Source organism: Brachymonas denitrificans (genome assembly GCF_907163135.1).
Lineage (GTDB): Bacteria > Pseudomonadota > Gammaproteobacteria > Burkholderiales > Burkholderiaceae_C > Brachymonas > Brachymonas denitrificans_A.
The window spans coordinates 2,232,273-2,249,277 of record NZ_CAJQUA010000001.1; the positions used below are offsets into that span (position 1 = coordinate 2,232,273).

The following is a 17,005-nucleotide window of genomic DNA, read 5'->3' on the forward strand; positions in this document are numbered from 1 at the left end:
TCAGGCCTGTTCGCCGAGAATGCTGCCCACCGGCAGGGCAAAGCCGCGCAGCCAGTCTGCCGCCGGCAGGCGCTTGCCGCCGGCGCGTTGCAGTTCGGTCAGGCACAGGGTAGAGCGGCTGGTTTCGTCTGCAAGACGCGTGCTTCCACAAGCGACGTGAATGCCACTGGCATCCAGCGCCAGCACCTGCCCGGGTCGTGCGCCCGCCGGCACCGCCATGGCGGAAGGCTGTGCGCCCCAGATCTTCACCGGCTCGCTCTTGCCCTCGGGGGTGCGCGCATGCGTGAGCGCCGCGGGGAAGGGGTTGAAGGCACGCACGCGGCGGCCGATCTGATCGGCGGGCAGGCTCCAGTCGACCAGCGCTTCGGCCTTTTCGATCTTGTGCGCATAGCTCACGCCCTGCTCCGGCTGCCTGACCGGCTGCAAGCCGCCGCAGGCCGCCAGTTCCAGCGCCTCCACGATCAGGCGGCCACCCAGGGCGGCCAGCTTGTCGTGCAGCGTGGCCGTGGTGTCCTCCGGCGCGATTGGCAGGCGCTCCACCAGCAGCATGTCGCCGGTGTCCAGCCCTGCGTCCATCTGCATGATGGTAATGCCTGTCTCGGCATCGCCCGCCTCGATGGCGCGGTGGATGGGCGCGGCGCCGCGCCAGCGCGGCAGCAGGCTGGCGTGGATGTTGAGGCAGCCCAGGCGCGGCAGATCCAGCACCCACTGCGGCAGGATCAGCCCGTAGGCGGCCACCACCATCACGTCGGGCTGCACGGCAAGCAGCGCCTCGCGCGCAGCGGCGGCATCGTCGGGATACTTGCCATCCAGACGCAGGCTGAGCGGCTGCGCCACCGGGATGTTGTGCGCCAGTGCCGTCTGCTTGACCGGCGAAGCCTGCAGCTTCATGCCGCGGCCGGCCGGCCGGTCGGGCTGGGTCAGCACCAGCGGCACTTCGAAACCGGCGGCCAGCAGGTGCTCGAGCGCGACCTGGGCAAACTCCGGCGTACCGGCGAAAACGACTTTCATTGCGGGACTGCCTTGTGCGGGATTACTGGGCGCGCGCGTCGCGCTCGGCCTCGCGCTGGGCCTTGGCCAGCTTGGTCTTGATGCGGTTGCGCTTGAGCGGGCTGAGGTATTCGACAAACACCTTGCCGGCCAGATGGTCCATCTCGTGCTGCAGGCACACCGCCAGCAGGCCCTCGGCCTCGATCACGCGGCTGTTGCCGTGCTCGTCCAGCGCGCGCACACGCACACGCTCGGCGCGCTCCACGCCGTCGTAGATGCCCGGCACCGACAGGCAGCCCTCGTCGCCCTTGATGCGTTCCTCGCTCATCCACTCGATCTCGGGGTTGATCACCACCATGCGCTGGTTGCGTTCTTCGGATACGTCGATCACCACCAGGCGCTCGTGCACATCCACCTGCGTGGCGGCCAGGCCGATGCCCTTGGCCTCGTACATGGTGTCGAACATGTCGGCGATGATGCCGCGCAGGCGGTCATCCACGGCAGCCACGGGCTTGGCGACCGTGTTGAGGCGGGGATCGGGATAGACGAGGATGGGGAGCTGGGCCATGGGAATGCGGAAAACGGTTGGATTCGGAAATGCAGCAGCGTCACGCGGAGCGCGCGGATGCCCCATTTTCGCGCGAATTGGCGCAGCGCGCCGGGGCTGGCGGCAAAGGCGGATGGGGGACATGGTTGCCGCCGTTGTCTTGTTCGGCTTCATGCCGTGAAAATACCGCATAATTAGTTCTTTATGACTAATTTTATTTCCTTTCACCTCTGCAACTTCCAGGCACGCCGGCCGTTGCTCCGCCTGGGATGTTCCTGTCTGTGTCTGCTGACTGCCATGACGGCGCAGGCCATGCCGGCACCGTTCTGGATCGATGCGCACACCCAGGCAGGAGCCGGGCGCATTGTGGGCGGCAGCGGCGGGATGCACAGCCTGCTCGGCGTCGGTGACACGGTGCTGGCACAGTGGCCGGCATCTCGCACCGAACCGGCAGGTGCCGCCGGCACCCACGCGCCGGGCGCCGCAATCGCGCCAGAAAGTACCTGCGCCACCCAGACCGATGCAGCAGGAGAAGGCACCGCGCGCTACCGCATCCTGCGCGTCCTGCCCGCTTCAGCTGGACAGCTGCGCACCTCAGCGGCTGCGGCCACCGCGCAAGGCATCCTGGTCCAGCCCGTTGGCACTGCCACACTGGCAGCCGCTCCCGACAGCACCCAGTCTGCCGATGCTCCCCAGGCCCTGCTCGCCATCGCGCAGGCTGCCGATGCCATCCGCCCCGGCGACCTGTTGCTGCCGCTGGACAGCTCCGCCCCTGCGCGGGATACTGCCCGCCATCCCTCTCTCCCCTGTTCCCATCCATGACCCGCGAAGAACTGGCAGCCTGGCTGCAACTGGTACAGGCCGACGGCATCGGCCCCGACAGCGCACGGCGCCTGCTGGCAGCCTTCGGCCTGCCTGAACAAATCCTGGCACAGTCGCGCCCTGCGCTGGAACAGGTGGTCAGCAGCCGGCAGGCCGAAGCGCTGCGTAACCCCGCCCCCGAAACCCTGGCCCTGATCGACACCACCTGGACCTGGCTGCAGCAGCCGGACGACGGCCTGCAGCGCCGCGTGCTCACGCTGGGCAGCCCCGGCTATCCCGCCTCGCTGCTGCAGATGGCCGATCCGCCGGTGCTGCTGTATGCGCTCGGCCAGTGCGACCGGCTGGCCGCCAGCCAGGGCATTGCCATGGTCGGCAGCCGCAACCCCACACCGCAGGGCGCAATCAATGCGCGCCAGTTCGCGCGCGCCTTTGCCGATCTGGGCTGGACGGTGATCTCCGGGCTGGCCCTCGGGGTGGATGCGGCCGCCCACGAGGGTGCCCTGAGCGGCTTTGACGCCGTCGTGCACGCCGGCCCTTCGACCATTGCCGTTGTCGGCACCGGGCTGGACCGCGTCTACCCGCGCCAGCATCGCGAGCTGGCGCACCGCATTGCCCAGAGCGGCGTGCTGCTGAGCGAGTGCCCGCTCGGCGCGCCGCCGCTGGCGCACCATTTCCCGCAGCGCAACCGCATCATCGCCGGGCTCAGCCATGGCGTGCTGGTGGTGGAGGCGGCGCCGCAGTCCGGCTCGCTGATCACCGCACGCCAGGCCAGCGAGCAGGGCAAGGAAGTGTTTGCCATTCCCGGCTCCATCCACTCGCCGCAGTCACGCGGCTGCCATGCGCTGATCCGCCAGGGCGCCAAGCTGGTCGAGTCGGCCGAGGATGTGCTGGAGGAGCTGCGGCCTGGCCTGGTACGGCGCAATGCCGCCGACGAAGTGGCCTGCCGCGCCAGCGATGATCCCTTGCTGGACGCGCTCGGCTACGACCCGGTCAGCCTGGACGCGCTGCTGGCGCGCACCGGCCTGGACACCGCCGCGCTGCAGGCCCGGCTGCTCGAACTGGAACTGGACGGACAGGTGGGCCGGCTGCCCGGCGGGCTGTTCCAGCGCATGGGGCAGTCGTAAGAAAATGAAAAATTATCAAATTTGTTTGACGGCTTTTTGAGACAAAAACGGCCTCTGCCCCTATAGTCCCCCCATTTTCTGCAGCCACAAGCCCAGTGAAAGGGAGCACATGACCGCCATCATCGGTTTTCTCAACACCATCTTCTGGGGATACATCCTCATCTACGGCCTGCTGGCCGTAGGCCTGTTCTTCACCCTGCGGCTGGGCTTCCTCCAGTTCCGCCATTTCCCGGAATTCTTCCGTTCGGTGCTGCGCTCGCCCGAGCAGGATTCCGGCGGCATCACGCCGTTCCAGGCCCTGTGCACCAGCCTGGCTTCGCGCGTGGGCACCGGCAACCTGGCCGGCGTGGCCGTCGCCATTGCGCTGGGCGGCCCCGGCGCCATCTTCTGGATGTGGATGGTGGCGCTGGTCGGCATGGCCACGGCCTTTGCCGAAAGCACGCTGGCGCAGTTGTACAAGGTGCGTGACGAGCACGGCCAGCTGCGCGGCGGCCCGGCCTTCTACATCGCGCGCGGCCTGAAGGCGCCGTGGGCGGCCACGCTGTTCTCGCTGTGCCTGATCCTGGCCTTCGGCCTGGTGTTCAATGCGGTGCAGTCCAACTCGATTGCCGAAGCCATGCAGGGGGCCTTCCAGGTGCCCAAGCTGGTGACAGGCGGCGCCGTGGCCCTGCTGGCTGCCGTGATCATCTTTGGCGGCATCCGCACCATCGCGCGCGTGGCCGAATACATCGTGCCTTTCATGGCCGGTGCCTATCTGCTGGTGGCCGTCTACGTGCTGATCGTGAACTACGACGACGTGCCCGGCATGCTGGCGCTGATCGTCAAGAGCGCCTTCGGCCTCGAGCAGGCCGCCGGCGGCATTGCCGGCGCCATGCTCAACGGCATCAAGCGCGGCCTGTTCTCGAACGAGGCCGGCATGGGCTCTGCCCCCAACATCGCCGCCGTCGCCACGCCCAATCCGCATCACCCGTGTGCGCAGGGCTTCGTGCAGGCGCTGGGCGTGTTCATCGACACGCTGCTGGTGTGCACCGCCACGGCCGTGATGATCCTGCTCTCGGGCGTGCTGCAGCCGGGCAGCGACCTGACCGGCATGGCGCTGACGCAGGCCGCCATGACCGCCCACATCGGCGACGTGGGCCGCTACTTCATTGCGGTGGCCATCTTCTTCTTCGCCTTCACCTCCATCATCGGCAACTACGCCTATGCCGAGAACGCACTCACCTACCTGAAGCTGGCCACACCTGCCGGCATCACCACGCTGCGCCTGCTGGCGCTGGGCATGGTGCTGTGGGGCGCCGTACAGACGGTGGCCGTGGTGTTCGACGCAGCCGATGCCGCCATGGGCATGATGGCCAGCATCAACCTGGTGGCGATCGTGCTGCTGTCCGGGCTGGTGGTGAAGCTGCTGCGCCAGTATCTGGCCCAGCAACGCGAGGGCAAGCTGCCGCACTTCCAGGCAAGCGATCTGCCGGAAGTAGCCGGCCAGCTCGACCCCGGCATGTGGCAGGCGCCGCGCCGCGGCTGAGCCAGGTCGCGCGCAGGCCGGGCCGGACGGTCCGGCCGCGGCGAGGCCCCCCTGCCGAGGGAGCCATTCGCCGGAATCGCTCAGTCGTCCTGGAAGCCGCTGAGCATGGCGGCACGTTGGCGCGCGGCAAATTCCTCGTAGGTGTTGATGCCGCGCAGCTCGAGAATGGTGTTGCGCACGGCCGCCTCGACCAGCACGGCGATGTTGCGGCCCACCACCACCTGGATCACCGTCTTGCGGATCGGCACGCCCAGCACGTCCTGGTAGAGCGGCTCGGCCGGCATGCGCTCGTAGTCACGCTCCATGGTTTCCTTGCGCACCAGGTGCACGATCATGCGCAGCCGCATGCGCCGGCGTACCGCGATCTCGCCAAAGATGGCGCGGATATCGAGCAGGCCGATGCCACGCACCTCCATCAGGTTTTGCAGCAACTCGGGGCAGCGCCCCTCGATGGTGGTCTGGTTGATGCGGTAGAAATCGACCGCATCGTCGGCCACCAGGCCGTTGCCACGCGAGATCAGCTCCAGCCCCAGCTCGCTCTTGCCCAGGCCCGATTCGCCGGTGATCAGCACGCCCAGCCCCAGGATGTCCATGAACACGCCGTGCATGGTGTCGCGGTTGGCGAAATGCTTGGACAGGTAGGTGCGCAGCAGGTCGATCACGTAGGCGGCGCACTCGTCGGTGGTGAACAGCGGGATCTGGGCGCGCTCGCACATCTGCAGCAGCGCCTCGGGCGGCGTCTGGCCATCGGCCACGATCAGCACCGGCGGCTCCAGCGTGACGATGCGCGCGATGCGGCGCGCAACGTCCTCGGGCGTGGCCTTGGTCACGTAATGCACCTCGCGTTCGCCCAGCACCTGTACGCGGTAGGGATGGATGTAGTTCAGGTAGCCCACCAGGTCGGCGCCGGAGGCGGCTTCCATCACCGCCACTTCCTCGAAGCGGCGCTCCGAGGCCCCCAGGCCTGCCAGCCACTGCCAGCGCAGCGTGGTACGGAAATCTTCGAACAGCACGTCGGCACTGATGACGGTGTGTTTCATGATGGCGATCGCGGAAAACGGAAGAAATGCCGGGCCGCCCATCCGTGATGGCCAGCCGCAGCCGGATAACCTAATGTAACCCAGCACCACGCGGGCTGCAGCAGCGCCGGCAGCGGTTTTGCCAGGATGCGCGCCCCCTCCATCCCGGGCAGGCGCCCATGAAAAAGGCGACCCGCAGGTCGCCCGGTTGATTCTGGCCGCAATCAGTTCGGCTGGATCGACTGCCAGTCGGACACCAGCTGGTGCAGGGCCAGCGAGTCGTGCGTGGTCATGAGTTTTTCGCGCAGTTCGCTGTCGCTCAGCATTTCGGCGATCTCGGAGAGGATTTCGAGGTGCTTCTGCGTGGCCGTTTCGGGCACCAGCAGGAAGATCAGCAGGCTGACGGGGTTGTCGTCCGGCGCATCGAAACCGATCGGGCGGGCCAGCTGGAACAGCGCCGCCATGGGCGCCTTCAGGCCCTTGATGCGGCCATGCGGGATCGCCACCCCGTGGCCCAGGCTGGTGGAACCCAGCCGTTCGCGTGCGAACAGGCTGTCGGTGATGGTGGCACGGCTCAGGTTGTGCAGGTCTTCGAACAGCAGGCCGACTTCTTCGAAGGCGCGCTTCTTGCTGGTGACGTCGACGTCGACGACGACCTGGGAGGCTGGCAGGATGGAGGCGAGACGATTCATTGGTTAACGCAGACTTTGCCCGATTATGCACACATTGTAGAACCTTGGTCGGTAAAAACCCTGTCATGCGCGACAAGCCTTGTCGGACAACCGGGGTCAAACGCCGCTTTCGTGCGGATGCGGCGACAAAGTGGGGTACAGAAAAAACAAAACAGCCTGATGCGACGGCATCAGGCTGCATCCTGGGTTGCGCCGGGATTATTGCTGCTGCATTTCCTGGATCATGCGGCGCTGGGCCTCGGAATTATGCGTGGTCAGCTTGTCCTTGTGGCGGATGATCTGTCGATCGAGCTTGTCCATCAAGTCGTCGATGGCTGCGTACATGTCCTGCTGGTTGCTTTCGGCATGGATGTCGCTTCCCTTGACGCGGATATTGCACTCGGCACGCTGCCTGCGGTCCTTGTCGCTGGTGTTGTCGATGGACAGCAGCACGCGAACGTCGACGACCTGATCGAAATGACGGGTGATGCGATCAAGCTTGGTGGTTACGTAGTCGCGCAGGGCAGGGGTCACTTCCAGGTGATGTCCACTGATGGTCAGATTCATAAAGTCCTCCTTGGCCTTTTGGCCTTGCACTTCTTCAATTCCGGCCCGCCTGAAAGGTCGGGGCCGCCCGGCGGGAGGTGCCGTCACATCCACCCGTCCGTTGTCTCTACTATGCGGCTGCCCCCGGCAAAAAACAAGATGACAGAAATATTTCTTGATCCATCTCAGGGTTAATGAGGGGCCGGTTTGCGCACCGCAAAAAAAGGGGCATGATCAGAAGCTGAAGCCCCGCGCCACCAGCACGGCCGGCAGCGGGATGACCAGCATCAGGTGCGAGGACAACATCAGCCGGCGGCGCAGGCTGCGCACCTCGGGCTCGGCCGGCAGGCTGCCGTCGGCCTCGTGCGCGCGCACCCACTGGCGAAAACGTAGCGCCGGCTTCACCGACAGCCACAGCATCACCAGGAAGATGGTGATCTTCAGGTGCAGCAAGGGCTGCGCCAGGTACCAGTCCAGCCCTTTCGCCCCCCACACCATGCGCGCCGTGCCGGTTACCAGCACCAGCGCGGCAAACGTCAGGTAGATCGCGTCCACGCGCACCAGGCGGCGCAGCATGGCGCCGTTCATCCACTCGGTGCGGCACAGCGCCGCCTCGGAGCCGAGGAATACGGTCATGCTCAGGATGGCGATGAAATGCAGATAGGCGAGGGTGGCTTCCAGCATGCGAACTCCAAAAATCAGGGCACCCGCTAGCTTATCCCCGATAATCGCGGCATGAGCGGCAATACTTTAGGAAACCTGTTTGCAGTCACCAATTTCGGTGAATCCCACGGCCCGGCCATCGGCTGCGTGATCGACGGCTGCCCGCCGGGCATGCTGCTGTCGGCCGAAGACATCCAGCCCGACCTCGATCGGCGCCGCCCCGGCACCAGCCGCCACGTGACGCAGCGTGCCGAGGCCGACCAGGTGGAGATCCTCTCCGGCGTGTACGAGGGGCGCACTACGGGCACGCCGATCTGCCTGCTGATCCGCAACACCGACCAGCGCAGCAAGGACTATGGCGAGATCCTGCAGACCTTCCGCCCCGGCCATGCCGACTACGGCTACTGGCACAAGTTCGGCATCCGCGATCCGCGCGGCGGCGGGCGCTCCTCGGCGCGGCTGACGGCACCCACGGTGGCGGCCGGTGCGGTGGCGAAAAAGTGGTTGAAGGAAAAATTCGGCATGGAATTCCGCGGCTGCATGACGCAACTGGGCGAGCTGCCGATTGCCTTCGAGGGCTGGGAGCATGTGCCGAACAATCCCTTTTTCGCTCCCTGCGCCGACGTGAGCGCACTGGAAGCCTACATGGACAGCCTGCGCAAGGCCGGCGACAGCTGCGGCGCGCGCCTGCGCGTAACGGCCACACAGGTGCCGGTGGGCCTGGGCCAGCCGATTTATGACCGCCTCGACGCCGACATCGCCCACGCCATGATGGGCCTGAACGCCGTCAAGGGCGTGGAGATCGGCGACGGCTTTGCCACGGTAGCTCAGAAGGGCAGCTACCACGGCGATTCGCCCACGCCGCAGGGCTTTGCCAGCAACCATGCCGGCGGCATCCTGGGCGGCATCAGCAGCGGGCAGGATCTGGAGGTGAGCATCGCCATCAAGCCGACCAGCTCCATCATGACGCCGCGCGACTCGATCGACCTGCAGGGCAACCCGACCGTGGTGCAGACCAAGGGCCGGCACGACCCCTGTGTCGGCATCCGCGCCACGCCGATCGCCGAGGCGCTGCTGGCGCTGGTGGTGATGGAGCACGTGCTGCGGCACCGCGCGCAGTGCGCGGATGTGCGCGTGGCGACGCCCGATGTGGCGCGACTGGGCTGACGCGCCCAACGTCTTCCCCATGCCCGCCCTTCCGTTCGACCCGGTCGCCATCCTGTCGGACCTGCGCAGCGCCGGCTTCCCCGAGCCGGAAATCCAGGCCGTGCGCAACACGCCGCCGATGTGGGAGCAACTCACGCGCTTTCACGCGCAGGGCGGATGCATCCAGACCATTCCTGCGGATTTTTCAGCCGCCAACGGCCATCCTTCGGCCATCAGCTTCTATGTGCCGGAGGACCCGGCGCAGCGCACGCATTCGCGCTATTCCTCGCTGGCACACGAGCTGGGACATGCCCTGTTCTACCCCGAGCAGTGGAATGCCATGGACAGCTTCGACTCGGCCGAAGCCTACGCCCGTTCACGCGAAATGGGCGAGGCGCATGCCTGGCTCAACCAGTACACGCTGTGCCTAGAGAAAGTGGGGGGTCGCAGCGAACTGTATTTTCCGCTGGCGATCGAGAACGAGGACGATTTCGGCATCCGCACGCGCGACGTGTTCGGGGAGATCGCGCACCGCAAGCTGGCGGGCGAGGACGACGCGCAGATCCTCGAGCACCTGGCCACGCTCAATGCCAACATGTTCCCCTCCGGCATGGGCGAGGGCAACCACAAGACCTACGGACAGTGCAACCGCTGGGATTATTTTCTGGCCCATGGCGACGGCTCCCTGCTGGAGGATTTCCAGCGTCAGCTGCAGCGGGGGCCGACGCCCGATGAACAGAAAGTGCTAGTCAAGCAGGGACTGCTGGATGGGGCGCAGGCGGTGCTGGCGCTGGAACCGGGCCGGCTGGAACAGATGCTCGCCGCCCTGTCGCGCGGCAGCACGACGGCCTGACGCGGCTTGCCCACGCCCGCAGCCCGCTGCACGGGCGCCAATACCAAGGGTTTACCCTTGCTTTTTTGGCTCATCATGCAGACATCGTCGTTTAAATGTCAGCGAAAACCCCTGTTTTGTCGCTAATACGACAATTTTTTCCATTTGTAAGCCAGACGGAAACTCCGCCGCCTACAATCCGCCCCGGACAAAGTGAAGTTGACGTAAACGTAAATATAGACAAGAAAGGGGCAGGCGCATGAGCAGTGCCATTTACAAAAACATGCGGAACCATCCGCAATTCAAGGAGCTGGTGCGCCGACGCAGCCGCTTCGCCTGGACGCTGGCCATCGTGGTGCTGGTGCTGTTCTACGGTTTCGTGCTGACCGTGGCCTTCAACCCCACGGCGCTGGGCCAGCCCATCGCGGCCGGTTCCAAGTTCACCGTGGGCGTGGTGCTGGAGCTGTTCCTGTTCATCCTGTTCTGGGTGCTGACCGCCCTGTACGTGCGCCGTGCCAACACCGAGTTCGACGCCCTGAACCAGCAGATCATCCGCGACGCGGCCAAGGGAGGCAAGTGATGCAAGGCAAACCGATTTCCCGCCTGCTGGCCGCCCCGCTGCTGGCCGCTCCCGCACTGGCACTGGCCGCCGGCCCCGCCATGGAAGGCGCCATCCAGAAGCAGGCCACCAACTGGCACGCCATCATCATGTTCCTGGTGTTCGTGGCGCTGACCATGGGCATCACCTACTGGGCGGCACGCCGTACCAAGTCGGCCGCCGATTTCTACACCGCCGGCGGCGGCATCACGGGCTTTCAGAACGGCATGGCGATCGCGGGTGACTACATGTCGGCCGCCACGCTGCTGGGCCTGACGGCCATGACCTTCACCTCCGGCTACGACGGCTACATCTACATGATGGCCTTCTTCGCCGGCTGGCCCATCATCCTGTTCCTGATGGCCGAGCGCCTGCGCAACCTGGGCCGCTTCACCTTCTCGGACATCACCGCCTACCGCCTCGACCAGGGCAAGATCCGCACCATGGCCGCCGTGTCCTCGCTGACCGTGGTGTGTTTCTACCTGATCGCGCAGATGGTCGGCGCCGGCCAGCTGATCAAGCTGCTGTTCGGCCTGGACTACAACGTCGCCATCTTTGCCGTGGGCATTCTGATGATGGTTTACGTGACCTTCGGCGGCATGGTCGCCACCACCTGGGTGCAGATCATCAAGGCCGGCCTGCTGCTGGCCGGTGGCACGCTGGTGATGGTGCTGGCTTTCAGCCAGTTCGGCTTCTCTTACAGCGAGATGATCACGCGCGTCACCGCCGTGCACAAGCTGGGCGACAAGCTGATGTATCCGGGCAGCCTGCTGGCCGATCCGGTCACCGCCATCTCGCTGGGCCTGGGCCTGATGTTCGGCACCGCCGGCCTGCCGCACATCCTGATGCGCTTCTTCACCGTGACCGATGCCAAGGAAGCGCGCAAGTCCGTGTTGTACGCCTCCGGCTTCGTGGCCTACTTCTTCAACGTGATCTTCATCATGGGCCTGGCGTCCATCGTGATCGTGGGCCAGAACCCCGAGTTCTTCGAGGGCGGCGACCTGCAGGGCAAGCTGATCGGCGGCGGCAACATGGTGGCAATGCACCTGTCCAAGGCGGTGGGCGGCAACATGCTGCTGGGCTTCCTGGCAGCCGTGGCCTTTGCCACCATCCTGGCCGTGGTGTCGGGCCTGGCGCTGGCCGGTGCTTCCGCCATCTCGCATGACCTGTACGCCCGCGTGATCAAGAAGGGCCAGGTGTCCGAAACCGACGAGATCCGCGTCTCCAAGTACGCCACCGTGGTGCTGGGTCTGCTGGCCATCGTGCTGGGCATTGCCTTCGAGAAGCAGAACATCGCCTTCATGGTGGGTCTGGCCTTCGGCGTGGCGGCTGCGGCCAACTTCCCGGTGCTGATCCTGTCCATGTACTGGAAGGGCCTGACCACGCGCGGCGCGCTGTGGGGCGGCTACGGCGGCCTGGTGTCTGCCGTGCTGTTCGTGCTGTTCTCCAAGTCGGTCTGGGTGGACGTGCTGCACAACCCGGCCCCGCTGTTCCCGTACACGCAGCCGGCGCTGTTCGCCATGCCGGTGGCCTTCCTGCTGGCCTACATCTTCTCCAAGACGGACAGCAGCGTGCGTGCCAGGAACGAGATCGACGCCTTCGACGACCAGTATGTGCGTGCACAGACCGGGTACGGCGCGGCGGCGGCTTCGAACCACTGATCCAGCACAAGGGGCCCTGCCTCGCAGGCGGGCGCCTCTGATTCCCCGGGCGGGCATGTCGGCAACGGCATGCCCGTTTTGCTTGTGCGTTGTTGCATTCCCCTGCCGCGCGCCTTGTGGCTGTCATGCTGCAGTGCGATAATCCCAGCTTCTTCATTATGTGGAGCGCTTGCTTACACCCCATGGAACCTAGCCCTAGTTGCTAGCTTCCGCACCTGACGGATTCGCGGCCCTGAGCCGGCGGTCGCGGGCAGCGGAAGCACCTCCCGCCCCCCGTTATCCCGCCATACCGGTCGTGCATCGTGCGTGGCCGCAGGAAATCCGTCATGCTGAACATCTTCACGCTGGCCAATGGCCGCCTGTTCCAGGAAGAAATCGAGTCGCTCGAGGAGCTGACCCGCTTCAAGCCGATCTGGGTCGATCTGGAAGACCCCACCCTCGAAGAGAAACGCTGGATCAAGCAGCACTACGGCCTGTCCATTCCCGAAGACGCGATGGACGAGGACATCGAGGAATCCGCCCGCTTCTACGAGGAAGACAACGGCGAACTGCACATCCGCGCCGACTTTCTGGTGGCCGATTTCGACGACCCGAGCACCGAGCGCGTGGCCTTCATCCTGAACCAGAGCAATCCCGAGCTCAAGAGCTACAACATCCTGTTCTCGATCCACGACGACACGGTGCCGGTGTTCCGCCTGCTGCGCCTGCGCGCACGCCGCATGCCGGGGCTGATCACCGATGCCAAGGAGCTGCTGCTCAAGCTGTTCGACGCCGACGCCGAGTACAGCGCCGACACGCTGGAAGAGATCCACGAAGAGCTGGAGCATGCCAGCGCGCGCGTGCTGAAAGGTGACGTGACGGACGACGTGGCCGGCGAGGTGCTGGCCACCATTGCGCGCCAGGAAGACATGAACGGCCGCATCCGCCGCAATGCGACCGACACGCGCCGCGCCGTCAGCTTCATGATGCGCAGCCGCATGCTCAATGCCGAGCAGTTCGAGGAGGCACGCCAGATCATGCGCGACATCGACTCGCTCGACAGCCACACCACCTTCCTGTTCGACAAGATCAACTTTTTGATGGATGCGACGGTCGGTTTCATCAACATCAACCAGAACAAGATCATCAAGCTGTTCTCGGTGGCCAGCGTGGCCTTGCTGCCGCCGACGCTGGTGGCCAGCCTGTATGGCATGAACTTCCGCTTCATGCCGGAGCTGGAATGGCAGTATGGCTACGCCTGGGCGCTGGGCCTGATGATTGCCAGCGCGCTGCTGCCGATGTGGTACTTCCGCAAGCGCGGCTGGCTCAAGTAAACCCTGTGGCCAATCTGTAACTGTTGCGACAGAATAAGGTCGGACACTCTATATGACATTTCTAATGCGACATAATTTCTGTCACATTGAAAACCGACACGCTCATGACCGCATTCACTCCACCCTCTTCCGAGCGGCCGCACACCACGCTGGCCACCGACAGCGCGCTGCGCGCCGTGCAGCAGAGCCGTCCGGCCAGCGCCCACACCATGACCATCGAGGAGCTGGCCACCCAGGTCGGGATGACGGTGCGCAACGTGCGCGCCTACAACAGTACCGGCCTGTTGCCGCCGCCCACGCTGCGCGGCCGCCTGGGCCTGTATGGCGAGGAGCATCTGGCGCAGCTGCAGGCCATCCGCACCCTGCGCGGCCAGGGCCTGAGCCTGGAGCGCATCAAGGCCGTGGTGGAGCAGAACAACCGCAACGAGTCCAGTGGCGCCTGGAACAAGCTTGGGGATCTGGCGCGCGTGCTGTCCTGGCACATTCCGGTGGACCAGGAAGCGCTGCGCTTGCCCCTGTCCACCATCGAGGCCACCTGGCGCGCCGACTTCACCCCGGCGCAGACCGAACAGCTGGTGCGCAGCGGCCTGCAGCGCATCCTGCCTGATGGCAGCATCGAATACCTGACGCCCGGCCTGCGCGCCATCGCCCAGCAGCTGGCCGACATGGGCGTGCCACTGGACGATGCGCTGGAGATGCAGGAAACCGTGAGTCGCGACCTGCGCCGCCTGGTGCGCAGCAGCCTGCGTACCGTGCTGCAGGAAGCGGGCCGTCGCCCCGAGGCCGATTCGGACGAACAGGTGCAGCGCCTGCTGCAAAGCGCCCCGCTGCTGCTGCTGGAAGCGGTGCAGGCCATGCTGCCGGTGCTGCTGCAACAGGAGGCCGAGCATCTTGCCCAGAACCTGCGTCCGCTCTCGACCAGTCTGCTGGGCGCATCGCAACGCACCGGGACGGACCAGCACGATGCGGCCGGATCGACGGATGCGGCGTGAGCGCCTGCCGGCCTGGGGGCTGGCAGTATCTCTGGGGCTTGCGGTGCCGGGCGCCCTCGCCGCCGGCCCTGTCAAGCCGGTTGCGGCTCCCCTGGCTGCAGAATCAGGCCGGCCGGTGCCCCCTGCACCCGCCGGCACTGGAAAGCTGTCCGCTGCCGTTGATCGGATGCCGGCCACGCCAGGAGTTGCCTCCCGCGGAGCCATGGCCATCAGCCTGCAGGACGCACGCACGCGCCTGCTGCAGGTTTCCGACCAGCTTGCGGCAGCCCAGGCCGCGGTGGAAAGCAAGCGTCTGCAGACCGACAGCCTGAAGTATCTGGGCGGCCCGATGGTCGGCCTGTCTGCCGGAGCGACCCGCTACAACCTGCAGGGCGACCTGGACACGGCCGAACTCAGGCAGGACATGGGCGGCCAGCTCTCCGGCGTGGGTGCGCTGTTTCCGGCGCCGCTGGGGCAGCTGGTGACGCGGCTGCCGCAGGCCATTCCCGACACGCTTCCCTACGAGGTGACAGGCACCCGCACCAGCCAGTCCGTCAACGCCGTCTGGCCGGTCTATACCGGTGGCCTGACGCGTGCCGTGAGGGGATTCAGCGCGGCCCAGCAGCAGGAGGCCGCGGCAGAGGCCCAGCACACCGCGCACCAGCTGGAGGACACGCTGGTACAGCGCTATTTCGGCGTGCAGCTGGCCCGCCGTGCGCTGATGCTGCGCCAGCAGGCCGCCAGCACCATTGCCGAGCATGACCATGCCGCCGAGCGGCTGCTGCAGGTCGGCATGATCGCCCGTGTGGACCGGCTGCAGGCCAGCGTGGCGCTGGAGCAGGCGCGGCGCGAGCAGCTCAAGGCGCAGGGCGACCTGGCGCTGGCGCAGGCCGCCCTGCAAAGCCTGCTGCACAGCGAGCAGGCAGTGCAGCCGAGCACGCCACTGTTCGTCGATACGCGCCCGCTGCCGCCGCTGGAGCAGTTCCGCCAGCTGGCGCTGGGCCATCACCCCGGGCTGGAGAAGGTTGCGGCGAAGAAAGCACAGGCCGAGCAGCTGCATGCGCTGGAATCCTCGCGCTGGAAACCGACCGTGACCCTGTTCGGCCGGCGCGAACTGCAGCGCAACAACAGCAGCTGGATGGCCGGTGTGCAGGCCAACTGGACGCTGTGGTCCTCGGTGGACCGCAGCGCCATGCAGCAGGCTGCGGCGCAGCGCATCATCCAGGCCGAACGCACCGATGCACAGGTGCGCAGCGACATCGCGCTGCTGGTGGAAAAGAACTGGCGCGCCCTCGACGACGCCCGCCAGCAGTATCTGGCGCTGGCGCCCGGCGTGCAGCTGGCGCAGGAGATGATGCGCCTGCGCTCCAGCGGTCTGCGCGAGGGCACCAGCACCATGATCGACCTGATCGATGCGCATACCCAGTACACCAAGGCCGAAACCGAACGCGCCAAGGCCGCGCATGACTATGTGCTGGCGCTGTCGCGCCTGCTGGAGAGTGCCGGCGTACCCGAGCAGTTCGACAGTTACGCCCAGCGCGCCGATGTGCGGCTGCGCTGACGCCCCCTGATTTTCCGAAAGCATTGCATGCAGAAAACGACGCTTCGCAAGACCGTATTGGCCCTGGCCCTGCTGGCCGTGGCGGGCACCATCGGCTACGGCCTGTGGCGTGCCGCCGTGCCGCCCGCCGTGGTGCTGCAAGGGCAGATGGAGGCGCAGGAAACCGATGTGGCGCCCAAGGTGGCCGGCCGCATTGGCGAGGTGCTGGTGCGCGAAGGCCAGCAGGTGCGCTCCGGAGACGCGCTGATCCGCATGGACAGCCCCGAGATCGAGGCCAAGGTGGCGCAGGCACAGGCCGCGCGCGATGCCGCCAGCGCGGTGGCGCGCAAGGCCGCCAATGGCGCCCGTCCGCAGGAAGTGGAAATGGCCCGCGCCAACTGGCAGCGCGCCCAGGCCGCGGCCGATCTGGCCAGCAAGAGCTGGCAGCGCGTGGACCGGCTCGCACGAGAAGGGCTGGTGGCCGCGCAGAAGCGCGATGAAGCCTATGCCAATTTCGTGGCCGCACGCGATCAGGCCACGGCGGCCCGTGCCCAGTACGACCTGGCCGTGGCCGGTGCCCGCAGCGAGGACCGTGCCGCCGCCAACGCGCAGGAGCGCCAGGTGGCTGCCGTGGTGGCCGAGGCGCGCGTGGCGCAGTCCGAAGCGGCCCTGTCCAGCCCGGTGGCTGGCGAAGTGGCCAAGGTCTACGCCAAGGTCGGCGAGATTGCGCCGCAGGGCGTGCCGGTAGTCACCGTGGTCGACCTGCAGGACCAGTGGCTGGTGCTGAACGTGCGCGAGGACCGGGTGCAGCGCTTTGCCATCGGCAGCCAGTTCGAGGGCAGCATCCCGGCGCTGAAGCAGGACAAGGTGGTGTTCAAGGTCACCGCCAGCTCGGTGCTGCCGGACTTTGCCACCTGGCGTGCCACGCGCAGCGACCAGGGCTTCGACATGCGCACCTTCGAGATCAAGGCCAGGCCACTGCAGCCGATTGCCGGCGTGCGCCCCGGCATGAGCGTGCTGGTGCAGCCCTGAGCCGG

Annotated in this window: 17 protein-coding genes; 11 read left to right on the forward strand and 6 right to left on the reverse strand. The window is 66.3% G+C overall.

Annotation, left to right across the window (positions count from 1 at the left end):
• Positions 1-1,011 (reverse strand): methionyl-tRNA formyltransferase, encoded by a 1,011-nt coding sequence (fmt, locus tag KKQ75_RS10425; protein WP_213362086.1) that lies wholly within the window; start codon positions 1,009-1,011, stop codon positions 1-3.
• 22 nt (positions 1,012-1,033) lie between these two features.
• Entirely contained in the window at positions 1,034-1,558 is a 525-nt protein-coding gene (def, locus tag KKQ75_RS10430) for a peptide deformylase (protein ID WP_213362088.1), read from the reverse strand.
• Between the two features lie 291 nt (positions 1,559-1,849).
• Between def and KKQ75_RS10435 the strand changes: the two genes are divergently transcribed.
• The 3 genes from KKQ75_RS10435 to KKQ75_RS10445 all read left to right on the forward strand — a co-directional run bounded on the left by KKQ75_RS10435 (position 1,850) and on the right by KKQ75_RS10445 (position 5,008).
• Complete coding sequence (locus tag KKQ75_RS10435; protein ID WP_213362089.1) at positions 1,850-2,359, forward strand: hypothetical protein; 510 nt, start codon at positions 1,850-1,852, stop codon at positions 2,357-2,359.
• Complete coding sequence (gene dprA / locus KKQ75_RS10440) at positions 2,356-3,483, forward strand: DNA-processing protein DprA (protein ID WP_213362090.1); 1,128 nt, start codon at positions 2,356-2,358, stop codon at positions 3,481-3,483. The genes KKQ75_RS10435 and dprA overlap by 4 nt, the downstream gene beginning before the upstream one ends.
• A 109-nt stretch (positions 3,484-3,592) precedes the next feature.
• Entirely contained in the window at positions 3,593-5,008 is a 1,416-nt protein-coding gene (locus KKQ75_RS10445) for an alanine/glycine:cation symporter family protein (RefSeq protein ID WP_213362091.1), read from the forward strand.
• 80 nt (positions 5,009-5,088) lie between these two features.
• Here the strand turns inward: KKQ75_RS10445 and hprK are convergent, their stop codons facing one another.
• The 4 genes from hprK to KKQ75_RS10465 form a co-directional block, all read right to left on the reverse strand.
• A complete protein-coding gene (gene hprK, locus KKQ75_RS10450; RefSeq protein WP_213362092.1) occupies positions 5,089-6,048 on the reverse strand; it encodes an HPr(Ser) kinase/phosphatase in 960 nt (319 codons plus the stop codon).
• A gap of 203 nt (positions 6,049-6,251) precedes the next feature.
• A complete protein-coding gene (locus tag KKQ75_RS10455; protein ID WP_213362093.1) occupies positions 6,252-6,719 on the reverse strand; it encodes a PTS sugar transporter subunit IIA in 468 nt (155 codons plus the stop codon).
• Positions 6,720-6,917: 198 nt separating this feature from the next.
• Complete coding sequence (gene hpf / locus KKQ75_RS10460) at positions 6,918-7,265, reverse strand: ribosome hibernation-promoting factor, HPF/YfiA family (protein ID WP_213362094.1); 348 nt, start codon at positions 7,263-7,265, stop codon at positions 6,918-6,920.
• Between the two features lie 213 nt (positions 7,266-7,478).
• Complete coding sequence (locus tag KKQ75_RS10465; RefSeq protein ID WP_213362095.1) at positions 7,479-7,928, reverse strand: DUF2214 family protein; 450 nt, start codon at positions 7,926-7,928, stop codon at positions 7,479-7,481.
• A gap of 51 nt (positions 7,929-7,979) precedes the next feature.
• Between KKQ75_RS10465 and aroC the strand changes: the two genes are divergently transcribed.
• From aroC to KKQ75_RS10505, 8 genes are all read left to right on the forward strand, one after another.
• The gene (aroC, locus tag KKQ75_RS10470; RefSeq protein ID WP_213362097.1) at positions 7,980-9,074 is read left to right on the forward strand and encodes a chorismate synthase; all 1,095 of its coding nucleotides are present in this window, start codon (positions 7,980-7,982) and stop codon (positions 9,072-9,074) included.
• A 19-nt stretch (positions 9,075-9,093) separates the two neighbouring features.
• On the forward strand, positions 9,094-9,906 hold the full coding sequence (locus KKQ75_RS10475) for a hypothetical protein (protein ID WP_213362100.1): 813 nt from the start codon (positions 9,094-9,096) through the stop codon (positions 9,904-9,906).
• Positions 9,907-10,168: 262 nt separating this feature from the next.
• A complete protein-coding gene (locus KKQ75_RS10480; protein WP_250131068.1) occupies positions 10,169-10,465 on the forward strand; it encodes a DUF485 domain-containing protein in 297 nt (98 codons plus the stop codon).
• Positions 10,465-12,144, forward strand: a complete 1,680-nt coding sequence (locus tag KKQ75_RS10485; RefSeq protein ID WP_213362102.1) for a cation acetate symporter — start codon at positions 10,465-10,467, stop codon at positions 12,142-12,144. Before KKQ75_RS10480 ends, KKQ75_RS10485 begins: the two co-directional genes overlap by 1 nt.
• 326 nt (positions 12,145-12,470) lie before the next feature.
• Positions 12,471-13,457 (forward strand): magnesium/cobalt transporter CorA, encoded by a 987-nt coding sequence (gene corA, locus KKQ75_RS10490; protein WP_213362103.1) that lies wholly within the window; start codon positions 12,471-12,473, stop codon positions 13,455-13,457.
• A 104-nt stretch (positions 13,458-13,561) separates the two neighbouring features.
• Entirely contained in the window at positions 13,562-14,449 is an 888-nt protein-coding gene (locus KKQ75_RS10495) for a MerR family transcriptional regulator (protein WP_213362104.1), read from the forward strand.
• A 202-nt stretch (positions 14,450-14,651) separates the two neighbouring features.
• On the forward strand, positions 14,652-15,989 hold the full coding sequence (locus tag KKQ75_RS10500; protein WP_213362105.1) for a TolC family protein: 1,338 nt from the start codon (positions 14,652-14,654) through the stop codon (positions 15,987-15,989).
• Between the two features lie 27 nt (positions 15,990-16,016).
• The gene (locus KKQ75_RS10505; RefSeq protein ID WP_213362106.1) at positions 16,017-17,000 is read left to right on the forward strand and encodes an HlyD family secretion protein; all 984 of its coding nucleotides are present in this window, start codon (positions 16,017-16,019) and stop codon (positions 16,998-17,000) included.
• The last annotated feature ends 5 nt before the right edge of the window (positions 17,001-17,005 follow it).